Source organism: Parvimonas parva (assembly GCF_016552165.1).
GTDB lineage: Bacteria > Bacillota > Clostridia > Tissierellales > Peptoniphilaceae > Parvimonas > Parvimonas parva.
In genome coordinates this window covers 26342-49392 of the sequence record NZ_JACVDA010000010.1, presented here as the reverse complement: position 1 = coordinate 49392, position 23051 = coordinate 26342, and the positions used below count along the sequence as shown (strand labels likewise).

Annotated in this window: 19 protein-coding genes; 18 read left to right on the top strand and 1 reads right to left on the bottom strand. The window is 30.7% G+C overall.

Going from position 1 to position 23051, the window contains the following annotated elements; all coding sequences use genetic code 11:
- Positions 1 to 3 precede the first annotated feature (3 nt).
- The 9 genes from lysS (at position 4) to IBJ83_RS04395 (ending at position 9644) form a co-directional block, all read left to right on the top strand.
- Positions 4 to 1461, top strand: a complete 1458-nt coding sequence (gene lysS / locus IBJ83_RS04435) for a lysine--tRNA ligase (RefSeq protein WP_231698865.1) — start codon at positions 4 to 6, stop codon at positions 1459 to 1461.
- Between the two features lie 9 nt (positions 1462 to 1470).
- Positions 1471 to 1776: a hypothetical protein gene (locus IBJ83_RS04430; RefSeq protein ID WP_068475043.1), complete on the top strand. Its 306-nt coding sequence runs from the start codon at positions 1471 to 1473 to the stop codon at positions 1774 to 1776.
- A 16-nt stretch (positions 1777 to 1792) separates the two neighbouring features.
- Complete coding sequence (locus tag IBJ83_RS04425) at positions 1793 to 2983, top strand: DegT/DnrJ/EryC1/StrS family aminotransferase (RefSeq protein WP_201275536.1); 1191 nt, start codon at positions 1793 to 1795, stop codon at positions 2981 to 2983.
- 2 nt (positions 2984 to 2985) lie between these two features.
- Positions 2986 to 3870: a UTP--glucose-1-phosphate uridylyltransferase gene (locus IBJ83_RS04420; protein WP_068475049.1), complete on the top strand. Its 885-nt coding sequence runs from the start codon at positions 2986 to 2988 to the stop codon at positions 3868 to 3870.
- A gap of 1 nt (position 3871) precedes the next feature.
- Complete coding sequence (locus IBJ83_RS04415) at positions 3872 to 5698, top strand: polysaccharide biosynthesis protein (protein WP_068475052.1); 1827 nt, start codon at positions 3872 to 3874, stop codon at positions 5696 to 5698.
- Positions 5699 to 5899: 201 nt separating this feature from the next.
- Positions 5900 to 7435 carry a ribonuclease Y gene (rny, locus tag IBJ83_RS04410; protein WP_068475054.1) on the top strand — a complete coding sequence of 512 codons (1536 nt, stop codon included), beginning with the start codon at positions 5900 to 5902 and terminating at the stop codon, positions 7433 to 7435.
- A 125-nt stretch (positions 7436 to 7560) separates the two neighbouring features.
- The gene (locus IBJ83_RS04405; protein ID WP_201275535.1) at positions 7561 to 8052 is read left to right on the top strand and encodes a methyltransferase family protein; all 492 of its coding nucleotides are present in this window, start codon (positions 7561 to 7563) and stop codon (positions 8050 to 8052) included.
- A gap of 8 nt (positions 8053 to 8060) precedes the next feature.
- Positions 8061 to 8681, top strand: a complete 621-nt coding sequence (locus IBJ83_RS04400) for a class I SAM-dependent DNA methyltransferase (protein WP_201275534.1) — start codon at positions 8061 to 8063, stop codon at positions 8679 to 8681.
- Positions 8682 to 8927: 246 nt separating this feature from the next.
- Entirely contained in the window at positions 8928 to 9644 is a 717-nt protein-coding gene (locus IBJ83_RS04395; RefSeq protein WP_201275533.1) for a hypothetical protein, read from the top strand.
- 265 nt (positions 9645 to 9909) lie between these two features.
- On the opposite strand, the gene IBJ83_RS04390 is transcribed toward IBJ83_RS04395, so the two are convergent.
- A complete protein-coding gene (locus tag IBJ83_RS04390) occupies positions 9910 to 11628 on the bottom strand; it encodes a hypothetical protein (protein WP_201275532.1) in 1719 nt (572 codons plus the stop codon).
- A gap of 458 nt (positions 11629 to 12086) precedes the next feature.
- Between IBJ83_RS04390 and IBJ83_RS04385 the strand changes: the two genes are divergently transcribed.
- The 9 genes from IBJ83_RS04385 to rpoB all read left to right on the top strand — a co-directional run bounded on the left by IBJ83_RS04385 (position 12087) and on the right by rpoB (position 23050).
- On the top strand, positions 12087 to 13358 hold the full coding sequence (locus tag IBJ83_RS04385; RefSeq protein ID WP_201275531.1) for a DUF1576 domain-containing protein: 1272 nt from the start codon (positions 12087 to 12089) through the stop codon (positions 13356 to 13358).
- 5 nt (positions 13359 to 13363) lie between these two features.
- Positions 13364 to 13723: a hypothetical protein gene (locus tag IBJ83_RS04380; protein WP_201275530.1), complete on the top strand. Its 360-nt coding sequence runs from the start codon at positions 13364 to 13366 to the stop codon at positions 13721 to 13723.
- Positions 13724 to 13827: 104 nt separating this feature from the next.
- A complete protein-coding gene (gene sufC / locus IBJ83_RS04375) occupies positions 13828 to 14568 on the top strand; it encodes a Fe-S cluster assembly ATPase SufC (RefSeq protein ID WP_068475075.1) in 741 nt (246 codons plus the stop codon).
- Positions 14569 to 14570: 2 nt separating this feature from the next.
- Positions 14571 to 15986, top strand: coding sequence for a Fe-S cluster assembly protein SufB (gene sufB, locus IBJ83_RS04370; protein ID WP_201275529.1), 1416 nt, complete (start codon positions 14571 to 14573; stop codon positions 15984 to 15986).
- Positions 15987 to 15997: 11 nt separating this feature from the next.
- On the top strand, positions 15998 to 17029 hold the full coding sequence (locus IBJ83_RS04365) for a SufB/SufD family protein (protein ID WP_068475080.1): 1032 nt from the start codon (positions 15998 to 16000) through the stop codon (positions 17027 to 17029).
- Position 17030: 1 nt separating this feature from the next.
- Positions 17031 to 18263, top strand: coding sequence for a SufS family cysteine desulfurase (locus tag IBJ83_RS04360; RefSeq protein ID WP_201275528.1), 1233 nt, complete (start codon positions 17031 to 17033; stop codon positions 18261 to 18263).
- The gene (gene sufU / locus IBJ83_RS04355; protein ID WP_201275527.1) at positions 18253 to 18678 is read left to right on the top strand and encodes a Fe-S cluster assembly sulfur transfer protein SufU; all 426 of its coding nucleotides are present in this window, start codon (positions 18253 to 18255) and stop codon (positions 18676 to 18678) included. Before IBJ83_RS04360 ends, sufU begins: the two co-directional genes overlap by 11 nt.
- Positions 18679 to 18729: 51 nt before the next feature.
- Positions 18730 to 19050, top strand: coding sequence for a DUF1294 domain-containing protein (locus tag IBJ83_RS04350; RefSeq protein ID WP_231698863.1), 321 nt, complete (start codon positions 18730 to 18732; stop codon positions 19048 to 19050).
- A 244-nt stretch (positions 19051 to 19294) separates the two neighbouring features.
- The gene (gene rpoB, locus IBJ83_RS04345; RefSeq protein ID WP_201275526.1) at positions 19295 to 23050 is read left to right on the top strand and encodes a DNA-directed RNA polymerase subunit beta; all 3756 of its coding nucleotides are present in this window, start codon (positions 19295 to 19297) and stop codon (positions 23048 to 23050) included.
- The last annotated feature ends 1 nt before the right edge of the window (position 23051 follow it).

Sequence of the window (23051 nt, the reverse complement as noted above, 5' to 3'; positions counted from 1 at the left end):
GAGATGCTTTTGGTTAGAAGACAAAAGCTACAAGAATTGATAGAAGCGGGAAAAGACCCACACGAAATTGAAAAGTTTGAAGATATAATTTATTCTAAAGAAATAAAAGATAATTATGAAAATTATGAGGGAAAAGTTGTTAGACTTGCAGGACGTATTATGACTAAAAGAGGTCATGGTAAAGTTTGTTTTATGGACTTGCAAGACTTTTCAGGAAGAATCCAACTTTTCAATAAGCTTGATGTTTTAGGCGAAAGCTATGAAGAAGTTAAGTCTTTAGACCTTGGGGATATTGTTGGTGTTGAAGGGGAAGTTTTCACAACTCATGCCGGAGAAATTTCTATTAGAAGTTCACAAGTTGTTTTACTTACAAAATCACTTCAACTTTTACCGGATAAATTCCATGGATTAAAGGACGTTGACTTAAGATATAGACAAAGATATGTTGATTTAATAGTAAATCCTGAAATTAAAGACGTTTTTGTTATGAGAAGTAAGATTATTTCTTCTATTAGAAAATATCTTGACAGCAGAGGCTTCTTGGAAGTTGAAACTCCAATTTTAAATACAATTGCAGGTGGTGCAAATGCAAGACCTTTCATCACTCATCATAACACTTTAGACATTGATATGTATTTAAGAATTGCCAATGAATTATACTTAAAGAGATTAATCGTTGGTGGTTTCGATAAAGTCTATGAAATGGGAAGAATGTTTAGAAATGAAGGAATGGATAAACTACACAATCCTGAATACACTGCGATAGAATTGTATCAAGCTTATGTTGATTATGAAGAAATGATGAGACTTTGCGAAGAAATGGTTTATACTGTTTGTATGGAAGTTGTTGGTAAATCAGAAGTTGAACTTCAAGGAAAAGTAATTGACTTTAAACCACCTTGGAGAAGAATTTCAATGGTTGATGCTGTAAAAGAATATGCAGGAATTGACTTTGAAACTATTTTAACTGATGAAGAGGCAAGAGCGATAGCTATTGAAAAGAGAATAGAAGTTACTGAAAATACAACAAGAGGAGAAATTATTTCTCTATTCTTCGAAGAATTCTGTGAAGAATATATGGTTCAACCGACTTTTGTTACTAAGCACCCGGTTGAAATCAGTCCGCTTGCTAAGAGAGACCCTCAAGATAAGAGATATACTCAAAGATTTGAGGCTTTCGTAAACTGTGGAGAAATTGCAAATGCATTTAGCGAATTAAATGATGCAATAGACCAAAAGCAAAGATTTTTAAAACAAGTTGAAGCCAGAGAAAATGGAGATGATGAGGCACAAATGATGGACTATGACTTCATCAATGCGCTTGAAATCGGACTTCCTCCAACTGGTGGTATGGGAATTGGTATTGATAGACTTATTATGTACCTTACAAATCAAGAAACTATAAGGGACGTTTTACTTTTCCCAACAATGAAACCTATGATTGAAAAAGATAGCGAATAGGAGCTTTTTATGAAGAAAAGAAATTTATTAGCACTTTGTTTAGTTTGTTTTTCTTTTGTTGGTTGCCAAAGTTTTCATACAGGCAAAGTCGTTATTGAAGATAATAAGACAACAGGAGAAAAAGTTACAAATGTTGAATATATAGTCGTTGATGAGTCCGATAAAGAATCTTTAATTAAAAATATTAAAGAGGGAAAAGGTGCTGTTATTGACAGAAGTAAAAAGAGTGCTGATTTAGATGATAATAACAGTGCTAAGATTACTACTGATTCTAACGAAAATAATAGTAACAACAGCAAAAATAACAATAGATAGGATAGTGATTTAATATATGAGAATAGAATTTTCTCCACCGGACATTAGCCAATTAGAGATTGACGAAGTTGTTGACGCTTTAAAATCAGGTTGGATAACTACCGGACCAAAGACAAAAAAATTAGAACAAGAGCTTTCAGTTTTAACAAATACAAATAAAACTGTTTGCTTAAATTCTGCAACTGCTTGTATGGATCTTACTTTAAGACTACTTGGAGTTGGAGCAGGAGATGAAGTTATAACTTGTGCATATACTTATACTGCATCTGCAAGTGTTATTGACCATGTTGGTGCAAAGATTGTTTTAGTTGACTGTAACAAAGAAGATAAGTTTATGGACTTAAGCGCTTTGGAAAATGCTATTACTGAGAAAACAAAGGTAATCATTCCTGTTGATTTGGCAGGGAAACCTTGTAAATACGATGAAATTTTTAAAATCGTAGAGAGAAAAAAAGCTTTATTTAAACCTAATAATAAACTACAAGAAAAAATCGGAAGAGTTATAGTTATGGCTGATGCTGCCCATTCATTTGGAGCTAAATATAAAGGGCAACCAAGTGGAAGTGTTGCAGACTTTACTTGTTTTTCATTCCATGCAGTTAAAAACTTTACAGTTGCCGAAGGTGGCTCTGTAACTTGGAATAAAAATTTAGGTTTAGATGATGAAGAAATTTATAGAGAATTTCAACTGTTATCTTTACATGGACAGTCAAAAGATGCTCTTTCAAAAATGAAACTTGGTGCTTGGGAGTACGACATTGTCGCTCCGAACTACAAATGTAATTTAACAGATATCGCCTCCGGAATTGGACTTGCTCAATTAAAGAGATATGAGGGACTTTTGAAAAGACGTTTTGAAATTGTAGAAAAGTATAATAAAGGATTTGAAGGAACTAGAGTTAAACCTTTTGTTCACTTTGAGGACGGAAGAAATTCTTGTTGTCATCTTTATATCGTAAATATTGAGGGTGCGACTGAAAGCGAAAGAAATGAGATAATCACAAAAATGGCTGAAAAAGAAATTGCTACAAATGTTCATTATAAGCCATTACCAATGCATACTGCTTATAAAAACTTAGGCTTTGATATAAAAGATTATCCAAATGCTTATGAAAATTATAAGTCTGAAATAACTTTACCACTTCATACTTTATTAACTGATGAGCAAGTTGACTTTGTAATAGAGAATTTGAAGGCGTTGGTGTAATTATGAAGATAAAAAAAGTTGTTATACCGACTGCCGGACTTGCAACAAGAATGTTCCCTGCAACAAAGGCTGTTCAAAAGGCGATGCTACCGATTTTTGATAAGCCAACTTTGCAATATGTTATTGAAGAAGCTTTAGATGCAGGAATTGATGAAGTAATACTTATTGTAAATGAAGATTATTTTACAATCGATAAACATTTTAATGTTCCGATTGATGAAAGAGTTAAGGCATCAAAAAATGTTTCTGAAAAAGATATAAAAACATTAGAAGAAGTTTTGAAATGCAAAATAAAATTCATTGTTCAAAAAGAACAAAAAGGATTAGGTCATGCAATTCTTTGTGCAAAAGAGGCCGTTAACGGGGAAGATTTCTGCGTAATTTTGGGTGATGTTATAATTGATTGTAAAGGTAAATCTTGTACAAGTAGGCTTGTGGATATTTATAATAAATATGATAAAACTGTAGTTGGTGTTGAATTTGTTCCTGACGAAAAAAGACATAACTACGGAATATTAGAAGGAAAAGAAATAGAAGATAATATTTTTGATTCTACAAGGCTTATAGAAAAACCGAATATCGATGAAACAAATTCTAATTTAGCAATGGTTGGAAGATATATTGTTAAAAATGAAATATTTGATATTTTAGATAATCAAAAAGCCGGTAAAAATGGAGAAATACAATTTACCGACTCATTAAACGAACTGACTCTAAAAGGAGAATTGCTAGGACATAGATTTGACGGAAAAACTTATGATGTTGGGAATAAAACCGGTGTTTTAATTGCAAGTGTTGAGTATGGTTTGAGAGATGAGTTAAATAGAGATTCTATAAAAGAATATTTAAAAAATTTGGTAGCATCAGATTTTAAATTGGGAGAGTAAAATGGCTAGAAAAATTTTTTTGATGATATTGGATATAATTGTAATTAATCTTTGTTACTATCTAGGTTTTCTATTAAAATTTGATTGGAAAATTCCTACTAGTTACTGGAATATGTATGTTAGGTGGATAGTTCCTATAATTTTAATAAAAATTATTATATTTGTATTGTTTGGACTTTATAGAACGATGTGGAGATATGCTGATTTTAAAGAGTTATTTAAAATTTTTATGGCCATAACCGTTGCAAATGTAGTTACAGGAATGTTTTTAATCTCAATGAATGTTGGATTTCCAAGAAGCGTTATAGCTCTTGTATTTGTAATAGATATGTTTTTTGTTACAGGAACCAGATACCTTTCACAAGCTAGAAAAAATTTAGTTTTTTCTATTCCGGTTGATAAGGTTAAAAGGGTTTTGATAATCGGAGCAGGAGATGCTGGAGTTTTAATGTTAAGTGAACTTAGAAAACATAAAGAGCTTGGATATAAAGTAGTTGCATTTATTGACGATGATAAAAATAAAATAGGAACTGAACTTTTGGGAATTCCTGTTATCGGAGGAAAAGAAAAAATTATCTCAGCTATAAGTGAATATAGGGTTGATGAGGTTATTTTAGCTATGCCTTCAGCTAGTAGAGAAGTTCAAAAGGATATTTCAGATATTTGTTCAAAACTTTCTATGAAGGTAAAAATAATTCCCGGAATGTATGAATTGATTGACGATAATAAGTTAAATGTAAGAGATTTAAGAGATGTTGAAATCGGGGATTTGCTTGGACGTGATGAAATTAAATTGGACCAAGAGATACTTAATGATTTCTTAGGAGATAAGACAATTTTAGTAACCGGTGGAGGAGGCTCTATTGGTTCTGAACTTTGTAGGCAAATAGCAAAATTCAATCCGAAAAGATTGATAATTTTGGATATTTATGAAAATAATGCCTACGAAATTCAAATGGAATTGTTAAGACATTATAAAGATTTGGACTTGGTTGTAGAAATTGAATCTATAAGAGATGCAGTTAGAATGGATATTATATTTGAAAAATATAAACCTAATGTAGTTTTCCATGCAGCTGCACATAAACATGTTCCACTTATGGAAAACAGTTCAACTTCTGCAATAAAGAATAATATTTTCGGAACTCTAAATGTTTTAAATGCCTGTGATAGACATGGCGTTGAAAAATTTGTTTTGATTTCAACAGATAAGGCTGTAAATCCAACGTCTGTAATGGGAACGACAAAGAGAGTTTGTGAAATGTTAGTTCAAACTTTTAATGAAAAATCAAAGACTGAATTTGTTGCAGTTAGATTTGGAAATGTTCTTGGCTCTAACGGTTCGGTTATTCCTCTTTTCATAAATCAAATAAAAGAGGGTGGACCTGTTACGGTTACTCATGAGGATATAATAAGATACTTTATGACTATTCCTGAGGCTTGTCAACTTGTATTACAAGCCGGAGCAATAGCAAAAGGTGGAGAAATCTTTATACTTGATATGGGTGAACCGGTTAAGATAATTGATTTGGCTAAGAATCTTATCAGGCTTTCAGGCTTTGAGCCTTATAAGGACATTGATATAAAGATTACCGGACTTAGACCGGGAGAAAAACTTTATGAAGAACTTCTATTAAATTTGGAAAATTCAGTAGCAACTGAGTATGAAAAAATATTTATAGAAAAACCGATAGTTCATGATGTAGAAGCACTAAAAGACGGTCTTGAAAGACTTGATAAAGTTAAAAACACTTTGGATAAAAAAGATATTACAGATATATTAAAAGATATGGTTCCAACATTTAAACCGGATTTGATAAATAAATAATATTTTGTTATAAAAACTTCGTTTAAAATTATTTTTTACGAAGTTTTTGTTTTAAGTGGATATTTATTTGTTAAATATTTTAAATTGACAAAAAGTAAAAAAAGTTGTAAAATAGTAATTGTGAGAAATCACGTTTAATTTTAAGGAATAATAATTTGATAATTGTAACTTGAAAATTTAATATGAGGAGGTGTGAAACTAATGCCAAAGGAATTTTTAATGATGCCTATTTTCTTGATTGTTGGTGCTGTTGTTGGCTATGTTTTTAGAAGAATGACTTCTGAAAAACTTATAAGCGGTGCCGAAAATCATGCAAAAAAAATTGTTGAAGATGCGGTTAAGGAGGCTGAAACTAAAAAGAAAGAAAAATTAGTTGAGGCTAAGGAAGAGGCGCATAGAATTAAACAAGAAAGCGATAAGGAAAATAGAGAAAGAAGAAATGAAATTCAAAAGTTAGAACGTCGTTTGATTACTAAAGAAGAAAATTTAGATAAGAAAAATGAAAATTTGGATAAGAAAAATGAACGTTTAAATAAAGAATTGAAAGCTTTAGAAGTTAAAGAAACTGAAATTGAAAAATTAGTTGAAAAACAAAAAGAAGAACTTGAAAGGGTTGCGAATATATCATCAGCAGAGGCTAAGGAAATTATACTTGAAGAAGTTAGACAAGCAAGTATAAAGGACGCTGCAAATATTATAAGAGAGATTGAACAAAATGCAAAAGATAATGCAGAAAGAAATGCCAGATATATTATTGGAACTGCTATTCAAAGATATGCAGCAGACCATGTTGCAGAATCTACGGTTAGTGTTGTAACTTTACCTAATGATGAAATGAAGGGTAGAATTATTGGTAGAGAGGGAAGAAATATAAGAACATTTGAAAGTTTGACAGGAGTAGATTTGATTATCGACGATACTCCGGAAGCTGTTGTTTTATCTTCTTTTGACCCTGTTAGAAGAGAGATTGCAAGACTTGCACTTGAAAAATTAATTAATGACGGAAGAATCCACCCAACTAGAATTGAGGAAATGATTGAAAAATCAAAACAAGAAGTTGAAAATAGTATTAGAATCGCAGGTGAAGATGCTTGTGATCAAACTAATATTCATGGATTACACCCTGAACTTATAAAACTTTTAGGAAGATTAAAATATAGAACTTCTTATGGACAAAATGTTTTAAAACATTCAATAGAAGTTGCTCATATGGCTGGAATGTTAGCTGCTGATATAGGAGCTGATGTTAAGATTGCTAAAAGAGGTGGTCTATTACATGATATAGGTAAGGCTATAGATCACGAAATGGAAGGAAATCACGTAGAATTAGGTGTTCAGATGGCTAAGAAATACAAAGAAAAACGTGAAGTTATCCATTGTATTGAAGCACATCATAATGATGTTGAACCTTCAACTGTTGAAGCACTTTTGGTGCAAGCAGGAGATGCTATCTCAGCTGCAAAACCTGGTGCTAGACGTGAATCAGTTGAAAATTATATTAAACGTTTAGAAAATCTTGAGGCTATTGCAAATTCATTCGAAGGAATTGAAAAATCTTTTGCAATTCAAGCTGGACGTGAAATAAGAGTATTGGTTAAACCGGAAATTCTTGATGAAGATAAGATGTTATTAACTTCAAAAGAAATAATTAAGAAAATACAAGAAGAACTTGAGTATCCCGGAACAATTAAAGTTAATTTAATTAGGGAAACAAGAGTTGTTGACTATGCAAAATAGTTTTTAAATTTGAAAATAAGAATGTTTATAGAAATATGAACATTCTTTTTTTGTGTAATTTTTTTGTTGATATTATTTATCCATTGTGTTATATTTATTATAGTTATTATTATGAGGAGTAAATTATGAAAAGAGAAAAATTATCAATTTTAGGAATTGGACCTATTTATGTGGGTATTATAATAATTTTAACAAATATTTTGGTATTTTTACAAAATAAAGGATATTTTAAAAGTGGAATTGTTCCGTTTTTAAAAATTCCTTTTATGATTATAGGTATTGCATGTATGCTTGTTGGGATTGTGCTTTGGGTCAGCGCTGTTTTTCAGTCGAAAATTTCAAGAAATATAAAAGAGATGAAGTTAGTTACAACTGGAGTTTTTGCTTTTGTTAGAAATCCAATTTACTCTGCATTTATGTTTTGTTGTTGGGGAGCTAGTTTTATTTCAAATAATTTATATTTTTTGTTTACAATTCCGTTTTATTGGGGACTTTTAACTGTTTTGATTAAAAAAACGGAAGAGGTATGGCTTAAAGAAATTTTTGGAGAGGAATATATTGCTTATTGTAAAAGAGTCAACAGATGTATTCCTTGGCTTTCTAGGGATACAAAATAGGAGGTTATATGAGTAATAATTATTTTGATGAAGTGGCTAAGGTTTGGAATACTAAAGAAAGAGAAAATCGTACCTTTACTGTTTATGAAAAAATGTTTAAGTATTTAGGAGAAAATCTTAAAGAAAAAACGGCTCTTGAAATAGGCTCAGGCGATGGACTTTTGGCAACTTTGTTTTCTAAAGACTTAAAAGAGGTAGATTGCATGGATATGTCTTTAAAGATGAGAGAGGAATCTTTAAAGAGAATCAATGAAATGAAAATAGAAAATATAAGTATAAATGATGAAAAATTTTTAGAAAATTCAGATAAAAAATATGATTTTATTTATAGTTTAACTGCTTTTCATCATATTGTTGATGTTGATGCAGAGCTTAAATTGTTAAAAGAACATTTAAAAGATGATGGAAAAATCATTATAATGGATTTAGATACAGTTTCTCCGGATTTTCATAAAGATTTTCCAAACTTTGACGGACATGACGGTTTTTCAAAAGAAGAAATGGAAAATTATTTCAAAAATGCAGGATTTACTCCGATTAATTATGAGATATTGTGGAATGGAAGAAATGGGGAGATTGATTTTAGAATTTTCTTAATGGAAGGGAAAATTATAAGAATTTTAAAATAGTGAATTTAATAAATTAGCTATTTTAACGCAGTGGAAAAGTTTAAATATTTGACAAATTTAATTTTATATGATAAAATGCAATAAAGTGTTATTTCGAATAAAATTAATTGATATATTTATTATGGAGGATGATTTTTATGAAGTGTAATAATCCTAAGAGGTATAAGAACGAAGATAAATAAATTTATTAGTTATTGTTTTAAGTTTTTTATAATTATATTTCGAACAAAGTTAGGAGAGAAAATCATGAAAAAATTCTTAAGATATATTTTAATTATTTTAATAGCTTTTTGTTTAAATTTTAGTAATAAAACAATTTTTGCTAGTGAAAATAATGAATATTCTCTTCAAGTTCAGAGAGGAGAGTATAGTGATGAGATTTTAGATTATATAAGAAATAATTGGGAAAATTTTTTTGGAAGAGATGAGTTAAAAAAATTTTTAGGTTCTGATATTATTGTTGGGGAACTTTATGGAATATATAGCGTTGATGAAGATAAGTTTATAGCTACTAAATTTCCTATTTATGTAAAAGGTAATTGTGTACAAGTGCTTGATGTTTTTGAGAATCCTAAAACAGGGAAATTGACATGGACTGCGAGCACAGATAAAGATTTCATGAAAGTAATAGATGATTTAAATAAAAAAACTGGGAAATATAGATTTGAGACAAAGTATAGTTCTACTGGTGGTGCGGATACTCTTGATATTGTAAAAATTGAAGAACAAGGTTTTAGAAGTTTTAAAGATGCCATATATTCTGATATAAGTAAGCCTTTGTTAAAAATAAAGGTTAGAAATATTAACGAGAAGCCCGCTCTAAGATATTCAAATTATCCTGTAGAAAAGATTTTGCCCATGGATCCAAAAGAATCTCAAGATAATAAACCTTGGTGTGTAGCTTATGTGGTGCTAGGATTTTATCTTATGAATTTTCTAAAGATATTAGGGCTAGAGATATAATGGATGAAATATGTAATTATAGAATGATTTATGCTTGAGGTAGAAATTTGAATAACCCCAAAGGTTTTCGTGCTATGGTTGTGTATGGGTATGAGAAAGATAAGTACTATTGGAATCCTTGGGGAGAATCAGGATTAAAAAGTTCTATGGATTAAAATACTATGAAAACAAGAAATGGTACAATGTATGATTGGATAGATTCAATTAGAAATTTTACTTGGAATTAAATTAAAAGGTTATGCCCACGCATAACCTTTTAAAATACTTATTTTTTTACGCCTGTAACATTAAATGTTCCGTCCTCGTTTTTATAGCCTGAAATTTTAAATTTATCATTTTCTTTTGCAAAGATTAAATCGTTTGAAACTGAAACTCCAGCGATATATATTAAATTATCTTCTTTGGTTGTAAAGTAGAAGAATGTGTTTCCTTCAATGTTTATGGCTTTTATTTCCTTAATTGTTCTTTCAACTGCAGAATTGTTATCTACACTCGGGTCGATTAAGTCTGCGTTTAATTTGTTGTAGTTTTTAACTACTTCGTTTATATCGCTACCGACTGCAACGCTTTGATATTTTTGTGCATCTATAAGTGCAAAAAGTTTTGTAAGTTCTGCACCGTCTTTTAAGCTCATAAAATATGTCGGTCTGTTATTTAAGTTTATTAGAATAGGGAATGTTGAAGAATATCCTTTTTCTTGAACGCTACCCTTTGCACTTTCCATAACTGAAAATTCTTCTGCTGATGAAACAGGATAGAATTTTGTTTCCTTCGTTCTCATATTTACAAGTACAAAACCTATATTTGATTTGTCGGAAAGAACGGAAGTTATACCTGTATAGAAATAAATATCTTCTCCGATAGAAAGATAATTATATCCTTTAGTCGGCTTTGTAACACCTGTTTGCTTTATATATTTATTTATAAAACCATTTTTGTAAACACCGTTATAAGTTAATTGTTCTTCAATCATTTCTGCAGGATAAACTCTATCCACCCAAGCGGGAACATCTTTTTTATCATATTCTTTAATTTCTCCGGAATTTGCATCTACGATTAAAACCTTGTTAACGTCCATACCGCCAACTAAGCCGATTGTTGGTTTTAAAACTGATGCAACCCAGAAAGGATTGCCTTCATCATCTATTTCAAAATTTATTTCTCCGATTATATAAGTCGGTCTTTTAAGACGAATATGTCTTTTTATATTTCTGTTAAGTTTATCTGAAAAACTGTAAAAAATAGGCTTTTCAAGTTTTACAAGTTTTGTATCTTGACTTGCCATGTCAACAGAAACGTAGTGTCCAAGACCCTTTGATTGGTTTACAAACCATTTAACAATTCCCGAATAAGTAAGAGGAGTTACTCTAAAAGGCTTGCCCTTAATATTTATTTGTGGATATGTCGGGTCAATGTCGTATTGTGAAACTAAATCTCCACCGATTTCTCCAAGTTTTCTTGAGCCCAATCTTTCGGCAGTTGATTTGTCAACAACCGGAATTTGATTAAAGTTTATAGGCTTTACGTCGTCTTTAAAAATTCCTTCTTGTTTGTTTATTAGAGCAGAATATTTTTTCGCATTAAAAACCGGAGAAGATATTAAAAATGCAAAACCATAAAATCCTACCGATATTCCCAAAACATATAGTAAAATTTTTCTAAGACTTTTACTAAATTTATCATTTATATTTTTTATATCTTCCAACATACTTGAAAAAATAACAAAGCTAATTGCAATAATTCCAAGAAAAAAGTAAAAAGAAATATGTCTAAAATTTATTATTGGTAATGCTATATAAAAATATATAGAAGAAACCAAAATCATAAAAATCAAACTCGGTAAAAAAACAGAGCCGTTTGTTTTAACTTTTTTTCTTTGGTGAGATTGGAAAAAATTTTCTTTATTTTCAGGTTCGTTTTCTTTATCTACTTTTTCAAATTCTTCTTTGATAGAAGAAAAAAATTTATTTATAAAAAAATTCATAAAATTACCTCCTTATTTATTTTATTTGAACATATTTCCACTTTGATAAATTTAAAGAGGTAAATATGATGAAATAAATATTCTTTTACACAATAATCGTAAATTCATATTTATTTTATCATAAAGTAATAAAAAAATATATACCATATCTTTTTAAGAGTATAATTTTTTTCTTGAAAAATATTATTAAAAGTTGTATAATTTTGTTAACGACGTAAACGTCTTTAAATATAAATAAATCTTTAAATTATCTTGCTAAACTATATTTAATTGATTATTGTTTTATGAAAATAATTGTTCTTTATTGACTATTTTTAATAATAAATATCGACAAGAAGTAAAATAAATTTTGTGATGCAACTAAAATTTATAATCTTTTTTATATTTAAGTGCTTTATCTGTTCACATTTCTTTTTTTATATGTTACAATATATGTGAGAAAATTTTGGAGGAAAGTATTGAGTAGAGAAAAGATATATGTAAAGAACCATTATAGATATGATGCGATATTTATATTTTCTATTTTAGCAATGTTAATTGGATTGTTTTTTGATAGTCCTAAAGAAATTTTAGATGGTTACATTAAAATTTTACAATCACCGAGTCATTTGCTTACAGACTATATGTCAGTAGGGGGGATTGGTGCGACATTTTTGAATGCCGGAATGCTTATGTTGTTGGCATCTTTTGTTTTGTGGAGAAGAAAGCAATTATTAACAGGGCCAATCATAGCTGCTCTTTTTACACTTTTTGGATTTTCTCTTTTTGGGAAAAATTTATTTAACACAATTCCTATAACTTTTGGTGTTTATCTTTATGGTAAAATCGAGGGATTAAAATTTAATACTTTGACCATGAACAGTTTGTTTGGTACTGCTCTAGGGCCTGTTGTAAGTTATATTTGTTTTGGTATTGGATTGCCTTTTGTCAAAGGTTTTTTAATTTCGTATGCCGTTGGTATTTTGATTGGAATGGTTATTCCTGCTCTTTCGGCGTCGTTTTTACGTTTTCATCAAGGTTATAGTTTATATAATATCGGTTTTACTTGTGGTGTTATAGGACTTTTTATTCAAGGTATTTTTAAATCTTTTTATTTAGAAGTGAAAAATGTAAATATAGTTAGTAAAGGAAATCTACAAATAGCGATTATAATGTACATATTTTTCTTTATAGTTTTTGCTCTAGGTTTTTATTTAAACGGTTTTAGTTTTAAAAACTTAGGAAATCTATTAAAGAATAGTGGTAGAGCTCCATCTGATTTTGGGAATATTTACGGTAGGGGTGTCAGTATGATTAATATGGCAACTCTTGGAATTATATATACTACCTATGTTTTACTTATGAATCAGCCTTTAAACGGTCCAATTCTTGGTGGAATTTTTACTGTTTTCGGGTTTGGAATTTTCGGTAAACATATCAAAAACGTATTGCCAATTCTAGTTGGAACATTAATTGCCTACTTTTTGAATATTTATGATCCACATAGTGTTTCTGCAACTGTTACGATTTTGTTTGCTACAAACTTAGCTCCTGTTGCAGGGGAATATGGAATATTTGCTGGAATGGTTGCCGGTTTTTGCCACGTTTCCATTGTTTCAAGTGTAGGACTTCTTCATGGAGGTTTGAATCTTTATAATAATGGTTTCTCTGGTGGATTTGTTGCCGCAACTTTAGTTCCGATTTTTGAGGCAATTAGAAATTCTAGATTTTTTGATGAAAAAGGAGAGTAATTGTTTTGAATACTATAAAATATGAAGAAAATTGTGCTAAATTAATTGTTAGTGGACTTGTTCATTACTATTTCAGTAAAAGAGTTCAAGATTTAAGAATAGATTTTAAGATAAAAAAAGATTCTTTAGTTGTTATTGCTGAAGGAAATGTTAAGATAAAGCCTGAGGACTTGGAAGAGTTAAACAGAATTTCAAATTCTGTAAGACTTCCGGAGTTTGAAAATTATTATGATACTTTGGTTGGGGTTGGTAGCACCGGTTGTGATAGTTCCAATATAGATACTTTGGGTTCTATGGTTGATGAGGCTATTGTTTCCTATTCTGAAGACGGACTATTGACAATTTTATTAGTTAGAAATTTTTAAGCCTTTAATATTTGAAGGTTGTACATAATCAGTTTATTTGTCTTGCCCTTTGGGTATTAACAAATAAGCTGAGCTTAAATACTTATTATAAGGGGTAGATATATATGAAAATATTAGAGGTTAAAAATCTTCATGTTAATGTTGGAGATAAAGAAATTTTAAAAGGTATCGATTTGGATATTTTTGAGGGAAAAGTTCATGTTATTATGGGACCTAATGGTGCTGGTAAATCAACACTTACTAACTCAATTATGGCACATCCGAAGTATGAAGTTACAAGTGGAGATATAATCTTTAAAGGAGAAAATATAAACGAATTAAGAGCTGACGAAAGAGCAAAACTTGGTATGTTTATGTCTTTCCAAAATCCTGAAGAAGTTCCCGGAGTTACTGTTTCTAATTTTATTAGAGCATCAAGAATGTCAATAACAGGAGAAAAAGAAAGTGTTGTTGAATTCCAAAGAGAACTTGAAGAAAAAATGGAAAGTTTAACAATGGATACAGCTTATTCTCAAAGATATTTGAATGTCGGTTTTTCCGGTGGAGAAAAGAAAAAGGCAGAAATTTTACAAATGGTTATGTTAAATCCTTCATTTGTAATGTTAGATGAAACTGATTCAGGTCTTGATATTGATGCTGTTAGAATTGTTTCTGAAAATGTTGAAAGATTTAAAAACGAAAATAAATCTATTTTGATTATAACTCACCATAGAGCGATTTTATCAAGAATTAAACCGGATTATGTTCACGTTCTATACAATGGAAAAATAGTTAAAACATCTGACGCATCTTTGATTGATAAAATTCAAAATGAAGGTTATGCTTGGATTGAACAAGAGGTGTAGTTATGACATCAGAAAGAAAAAAAACACAAGTAGAGGAAATGGACAGAGGTGTCTATGATATAAAAAACGAGGTAAGATATTATTCAAAAACTGAAAAAGGCTTGACTCGTGATATTGTTATGCAAATTTCTAAGGAGAAAAATGAACCTGAATGGATGCTGGAATTTAGACTTAAAGCATTAGAAGTTTTTGAAAATTCTAAAAATCCAAATTGGGGACCTGATTTATCTCCTGTTGATATAAATGAAATTACAACTTACATTCGTCCTGATGCAAAGATGAGTGAAGATTGGAATGAGTTACCGGAAGATATTAAGGGGACTTTTGATGCACTTGGTATTCCTGAGGCTGAATACAAAAGAGAACTTTCAGGTGTTGGAGCTCAATATGATAGTGAAGTTGTTTACCACAGCTTAACTGAGAAAATGAAAAATCAAGGAGTTATCTATACAGATTTTGAAACAGCTGTAAGAGAATATCCTGACATAATAAAAGAATATTTTATGACTTGTATAAAACCTGAGGACCATAGATATGCCGCATTACACTATGCAGTTTGGAGTGGTGGCTCTTTCGTTTACGTTCCTAAGGGAGTAAATGTTAGTATCCCATTACAATCATATTTTAGACTTAATGCTCCTGGAGCCGGACAATTTGAACACACTTTAATTATTATTGAAGAAGGTGCATATTGCCATTTCATTGAAGGCTGTTCTGCACCAAAATACAATGTATTAAATGTTCACGCCGGTGCTGTTGAGCTTTTTGTAAAGAAAAATGCGACTTTAAGATATTCTACAATAGAAAACTGGTCAAGAAATATGTATAACTTAAATACAAAGAGAGCCATTGTTGATGAAAACGGAACTATTGAATGGGTTTCAGGTTCATTTGGCTCAAAGGTAAGCTTGTTATACCCTATGAGCGTGTTAAGAGGAGAAGGTGCAAAGAGTGAATTTACAGGAATAACTTTTGCTGGTAAAGACCAATATCTTGATACTGGAGCAAAAGTAGTTCATGCAGCTCCAAGAACAAGCTCATCAATCAATTCAAAGTCTATCTCTAAAGGTGGAGGAGTTGCAATTTACAGAGGACTTGTAAGTGTTAAACCAAATTGTCCAGGATGTAAATCAACTGTAACTTGTGAATCTTTAATGTTAGACCAAGAATCTCAGTCAGATACAATTCCGGTTATAGATATTCAAACTTCAGATATTGACTTAGGACATGAGGCGAAGATTGGTAGAATTGATGATGATGTAATCTTCTACCTAATGAGTCGTGGTATTCCTGAAGAAGAGGCAAAAGCTATGATTGTTAGAGGCTTTGCTGAACCTATTGCAAAGGAATTGCCTTTGGAATATGCAGTTGAAATGAATGCTTTGATTAATCTTGAACTTGAAGGAACTATTGGTTAGGGGGTGTCTGTATGAGAGGAAATTTTATACCAAGTAATACTTGGAACAAGGCGAGAGTTAATAATACAGAGGTAACACTACCTAATTTAGAGCCAAAGGCTTATTCATTAATGAATTGTGAAAAGAAAAATCTTGATTTTTCTTATGAAGAATTTTCATTTTCTAAAGAATTAACTGAAACTTTAAAAGTTTTTAAAAATTTAGAAATGGATTTTGTTTCAACTAAAGATAATGCTCTAAATAAAGTTGTTGAGTTGGAATTAAATAAAGAAAATAATCAATTAGTTGATATTATAAAGATAAAGGCTTGTGAAAATTCAACTTTAAATTTAAACTTGGACTATTTTACAAAAGAAAATTTTGAAGGCTTTAGACATTCAATCATTGAAGTTGAGGCGGGAAAAAATAGTAATGTAAAAATTTGTATCTCTCAAAGATTTTCTTTAGATGTTTTGAGTATTCAAAGTGTTTACTACAAAGTTAAAGAGGGAGCAAATGTTGAATTCGTTCAAGTAGATTTAGGCGGTAGAGGAAACTATGTTTCTTATATAGGCGACCTTGTTGAAAAAGATTCAAATGTTAATGTCAGTTCAATATATTTTGGTAAGAAAGAACAAAAATTAGATTTTAATTATATTACAAATCAAAGAGGAAATTCTACAAAATACGCTTTAGTTGTTAAAGGAGCTTTAACTGATAAGGCAGAAAAAATTTGTAGAGCGACTATTGACTTCAAACGTGGCTCATCAAAGTCAAAAGGATCAGAACAAGAGTATGTAACATTACTTTCTGATGATATAAGAAATGTTGCAGTTCCAATCCTACTTTGTACTGAAGATGATGTTGAAGGACTTCATGCAGCAAGTGCAGGAAAAATTGATGAAGATATACTATTCTACATTATGAGTCGTGGATTTAGTGAGTCAGATGCTAAGAGATTAATCTTAGAATCACAATTTGCCGAAGTCATCGACTTAATAGATAATGAAGAAGTAAGAAAGAGAGTTTATACAACTTTAGCAGAAAAACTTGCGGAGGTATAATATGACTAAAACTGTTCTTGAAATTAGAAAAGATTTTCCGTATTTAAACGAAGAAAAAGTTGGTAAAAAAGTTATTTATCTTGACAATGCAGCCACAAGCCAAAAGCCACAAGCTGTTATTGATACCATAACAAATTATTACTCATATCAAAATGGAAGTCCTCACAGAGGTAGTCATTACCTTAGCATGTCTGCGACTGAAATTTATGAGGGAACTAGAAAGAAAGTTAAAAATTTTCTTAATGCAAAGAGAACTACTGAAATAATTTTTACTAAAAATGCAAGTGAGGCACTTAATTTAGTTGCTTATGCTTATGGACTTAAAAATTTACAAAAAGATGATGAAATAATGCTTAGCATTATGGAGCATCATAGTAATTTATGTACTTGGCAATTTTTAACTGAAAAAACAGGTGCTAAACTTAACTATATTTATCTTGATGAAGATTTTCAACTTTATATGAAATCTTTTGAAGAAAAAATTTCAAAAAAAGTAAAATTAGTTTGTATAACTTGTGCATCAAATGTAGTTGCTACAATGCCTGATGTTAAAAAAATCGTTGAAATTGCTCATAAAAACGGAGCAAAAGTATTGCTTGACGCATCACAAATTGTTGCACATAAAAAATTGGACGTTCAAGAATTGGACGCAGATTTTCTAGTTTTTTCAGGACATAAAATGCTTAGTGCAATGGGTGTAGGCGTGCTTTATGGAAAATTTGAAGTTTTAAAAGAAATGAATCCATTCCTTTTTGGTGGAGATATGATAGAATATGTTTATGAAGATTATTCAACTTATCTTTTACCTGCCGGTCGTTTTGAGGCAGGAACACAAAATGTTGGGGCAGTTGCATCACTTGGAACAGCTATCGACTATTTAGAAGAAATTGGATTTGAAAATATAGAAAAGATAGAAAAAGAACTTATGGATTTTGCTTTTGAAGAAATGAAAAAGTTAGATTTTGTAAAGACTTATACTACAACAAAAGAGAATAGATGTCCTGTAATAGCTTTTAATGTAAAAGATGCACATCCTCATGATGTTTCTTCAATACTTGACAGTTTTGGAATTGCAATAAGAAGCGGACATCATTGTGCAGAGCCTTTGCATAGATATTTGAATGAAAATGCAACTTGTAGAGTAAGTTTTTCTTTCTATAATACTAGAGAAGAAGTTGAATATTTCATTGAGAAACTAAAAGAAGTAAGGAGAATATTACATCTTGGACATTAGAGAAATTTATACAGAAATAATAACAGAAGAAAGTAGAAATACTAAAAATAAGAGATACTTACAACACCCAACTCACGAAGAAAAAGGTCATAATCCTAGTTGTGGAGATGAAATTACATTACAACTTGACATTGAAGACGGAATCATAAAAGATGCCTCTTATGTTGGAGTTGGCTGTGCCATTTCTCAAGCGTCAACGTCACTTATGATTGATTTGGTAAAAGGAAAGAGTTTGGACGAAGCAAAGGAACTTTGTGAAACATTTTTGGCAATGATTACAGAAGGTCTTGAAGGTGATGAGCTAAAAAAACTTAAGGATGCTATAGCTCTTCAAAATATTTCTACAATGCCTGCAAGAGTTAAATGTGCTGTTCTTGCTTGGCATACCTTGAAAAATATAATTGAAGCTAATTAAATATGGTCGTAACTCTTTTGAGTTGCGACTTTTTTGAATTGTGGAGGGCATATGAGAATTTTTTTCATATTATATTTACTTTTGGGTGGTTTATTATATAACTATAAATTATTGATTTCTATAATTTTTATGATGAATTTAATATCTTTTACAATATTTTATATTGATAAAAGAAAAGCTATAAAAGGCAAGAATAGAATTTCAGAAAATAGCTTATTGTTATCAGCCTTTTTGTTCGGCTCTATTGGAGCTTTTTTATCAATGCAAATATTTAGACATAAAACTAAAAAGATAAAATTTAGGATTTTAGTACCACTATTTTTTGTGGTGAAAGTATTGATTTTATATCATTTATATAAAATTCTTTTGTAGAAAAGATATATAATATTATTTTAAAATAGAAAAAATATTTAAACTGTTATAAATTTTTATAGCAGTTTTTTTGTTTGTCTAAATATAACTGAATATTTTAAAATATTTTTTTGTAAAAGTCAATTTTTTTTGTAAAAAGGTATTTACATTTTGTAAAAAATCTGGTAAAATTTAAAGATAATAATGTAATAGTGGGATAATATGTATTTTTATCTTTTTTAATTTTTCAAAGGGGTGAAGTTTTATGACACATACTGAAAAGTATGGAATCACAGAAAGGGTTAGTTACTCAAAGATTCAAAATGTTTTGGATCTTCCAAACTTAATTGCTATTCAAACTGAGAGTTATGATTGGTTTATTAAGCAAGGTATTAGAGATGTTTTTGACGATGTTAGTCCAATCAGAGATTATTCTGAGGCTATGAAGTTGGAATTTTTAAATTATCGTTTAGAAAACGCTCCAAAATATTCGGAACAAGAATGTAAGGATAGGGATATGAACTATTCTACACTTCTAAAGGTTGATGTTCGTTTGACAAATAATAATACCGGAGAAGTTAAGGAACAAGAAGTTTTTATGGGTGAAATTCCTTTAATGACTGACAATGGAACTTTTATCATCAATGGTGCTGAAAGAGTTATTGTAAGTCAGCTTGTTAGAAGTCCGGGTGTTTATTACGGGGAAGAAATTGATAAGTCTGGTAATAAACTATTTTCTTCAACAGTTATTCCTAATAGAGGTGCTTGGTTAGAATATGATACTGATACTAATGGTGTTGTTAGTGTTCGTATCGACAGAACTAGAAAATTACCTATAACAACTATGATTAGAGCGTTGTTATATGAAACAAATGAAGAAATGATTGAAAACTTCGGAGATATTAAAGAACTTCATACTACTTTGGAAAAAGATATATCAAAGAGTTATCAAGAGGCTATTCTTGAAATTTATAGAAAGTTAAAACCGGGAGACCCGGCAACTGTTGAAAGTGGAGAAAGTTTATTACATAATTTACTTTTTGACCCAAGAAGATATGACCTTGCAAAAGTTGGTAGATATAAATTCAATAAGAAATTAGCTTTAAGAAATAGATTAGTTGGAACTATTTTAGCTGAAGATATTTTTAAAACAGATAAATTCGGCGAAATGGAAAAGATTGCAAGTGTTGGAGAATATATTTCAGAAGAACTTGCTGAAAAAATTGAAAATGCAGGATATAAGAGAGTTCACGTTAAGGTTGAGGACAAGAAAATTATCGTAACTGGTAACCACTTTGTTGATATTAGTGCGTTTGAATTAGGTTTTGATATTAAATGTAACGGACTTTCAGAAAAAATTTACTATCCTGTTATGATGGAAATTTTAGAGTCTGCATCAGAATATGAAGGCGAAGAATATGAAACACAAGTTAAGAGAGCTGTTAGAAATAGAGTTAAAGAACTTTCTCCAACTCATATAACTCGTGATGATATTGAGGCTACTGTAAGTTATGAATTTAACTTATTCTATGGTCTTGGAATTTGTGATGATATTGACCATTTAGGAAATAGAAGAGTTAGAGCTGTTGGAGAGCTTTTACAAAATCAATTTAGAATTGGTTTGTCAAGAATGGAAAGAGTTGTTAGAGAAAGAATGTCAACTCAAGACCCTGACTTAGCAACTCCACAAGGTTTAATCAATATTAGACCGCTTGTTGCTTCTTTAAAAGAGTTCTTTGGTTCTTCACAGTTATCACAATTTATGGACCAAAACAATCCACTTGCAGAACTTACTCATAAGAGAAGATTATCAGCATTAGGACCTGGAGGTCTTAGCAGAGATAGAGCAGGATACGAAGTTAGAGACGTTCATGAAAGCCACTACGGAAGAATTTGTCCGATAGAAACTCCTGAAGGTCCAAATATCGGTCTTATTACTTCTCTTACAACTTATGCAAGAGTTGACGAATATGGATTTATAGAAACTCCATATCGTGTTGTAAATGACGGAATTGCTACAAAGGATATTGTTTATTTAACTGCAGATGAAGAAGATGAAGTTATTATTGCTCAAGCTAATGAGCCACTTGATGAAAATGGTCGTTTTGTAAACGAAAGAGTTAGTGGTCGTGGTATTAATGGAGAAAATGATATTTATCCAAGAGATATGATTCAACTTATGGACGTTTCTCCACAACAAATTGTATCTGTAGGTACTGCAATGATTCCTTTCCTTGAAAATGACGATGCGACTCGTGCGTTGATGGGTTCTAACATGCAAAGACAAGCAGTGCCACTACTTGTTACTGAGGCTCCTGTTGTAGGAACTGGTATTGAGTATAAAGCTGCAAGAGATAGTGGTGTTGTTATTATTGCTAAAAATTCAGGAATTGTTACTAAAGTTGATAGTGATGAAATTCATATAAAAAGAGATTTAGATAATGTTGTTGATAAGTATAGATTACTTAAATTCAAACGTTCAAACCAAGGTACAACAATTAACCAAAGACCTATTGTAAATGAAAATGACAGAATTAAAGCTGGAGATATCATTGCTGATGGTCCTTCAACTGAAAATGGAGAAATTGCACTTGGTAAAAATATTTTAATGGCATTCATGAACTGGGAAGGTTATAACTACGAAGATGCGATGCTGTTAAATGAACAACTTGTTATAGATGATATTTTAACTTCATTGCATATTGAAGAACATGAATGTGAAGCTCGTGAAATTAAATTAGGCTCTGAAGAAATCACAAGAGATGTTATAAATATCGGTGAAGATATGAGAAAGAACTTAGACGAAAATGGTATCATCAGAATTGGTGCTGAAGTTAATTCAGGAGATATTTTAGTTGGTAAAGTATCACCTAAGGGAGAAACTGAGTTAAGTGCCGAAGAAAGACTTTTAAGAGCAATCTTTGGAGAAAAGGCTCGTGAAGTTAGAGATACTTCTTTAAGAGTTCCTCACGGAGAAACTGGTATAGTTGTAGATGTTAAATGTTATAGCAGAAAAAATGGAGATGAATTACCACCTGGAGTAAATGAAGTAGTTAGAGTTTATGTAGCTACAAAGAGAAAGATTAATGTAGGGGATAAAATGTGTGGTAGGCATGGTAATAAAGGGGTTATTTCAAGAATTATGCCTCAAGAAGATATGCCATTCTTACCTGACGGAACTCCATTACAAATAGTTCTTAATCCACTAGGGGTACCTTCTCGTATGAACATTGGACAGGTGCTTGAAGTTCATTTAGGACTTGCAGCTAAAAGACTTGGTTGGAAAGTTGCTACACCGGTATTTGATGGAGCAAGTGATTTTGATGTACTTGATGCGTTAAGACTTGCAGGTTGTCCTGAATCCGGAAAGATAAGACTTAGAGATGGTAGAACTGGAGATGAGTTTGACAATCCTGTAACTGTTGGTTATATGTATATGTTAAAACTTCACCACTTGGTTGATGAAAAAATTCACGCAAGGTCTATCGGACCATACTCATTAGTTACTCAACAACCACTTGGTGGTAAAGCACAATTTGGTGGACAAAGATTCGGAGAAATGGAAGTTTGGGCGCTAGAGGCGTACGGAGCAAGCCATACTCTACAAGAAATGCTTACTGTTAAGAGTGATGATATTGTAGGTAGAGTTAAGACTTATGAATCAATCGTTAAGGGTGTAAATATTCCTGAACCGGGTATTCCTGAATCATTTAAAGTTCTTATGAAAGAATTACAATCATTATGTTTAGATGTTAAACTTATTGATGAAGAGGGCGAAGAAATTAAACTTAGAGAAAATTCTGATGAAATAAAAGCTCAACTTGTTTTAAATGAAGAATATGAAGATGAAGAAGGGGAAGAAGAATTCGACTTTGATTCATTCTATGAAAAATCAAGTGGAAATGAAGAAGAATTTGACGGCTTTGACCTTAGCTTTTTAGAAGATAAAGATGAAAAAGGAAAGAACAGTCCAAAAGAAGAAAAAGAAGAAATATTTATAGAAGAAGATATTGAGCAATAAC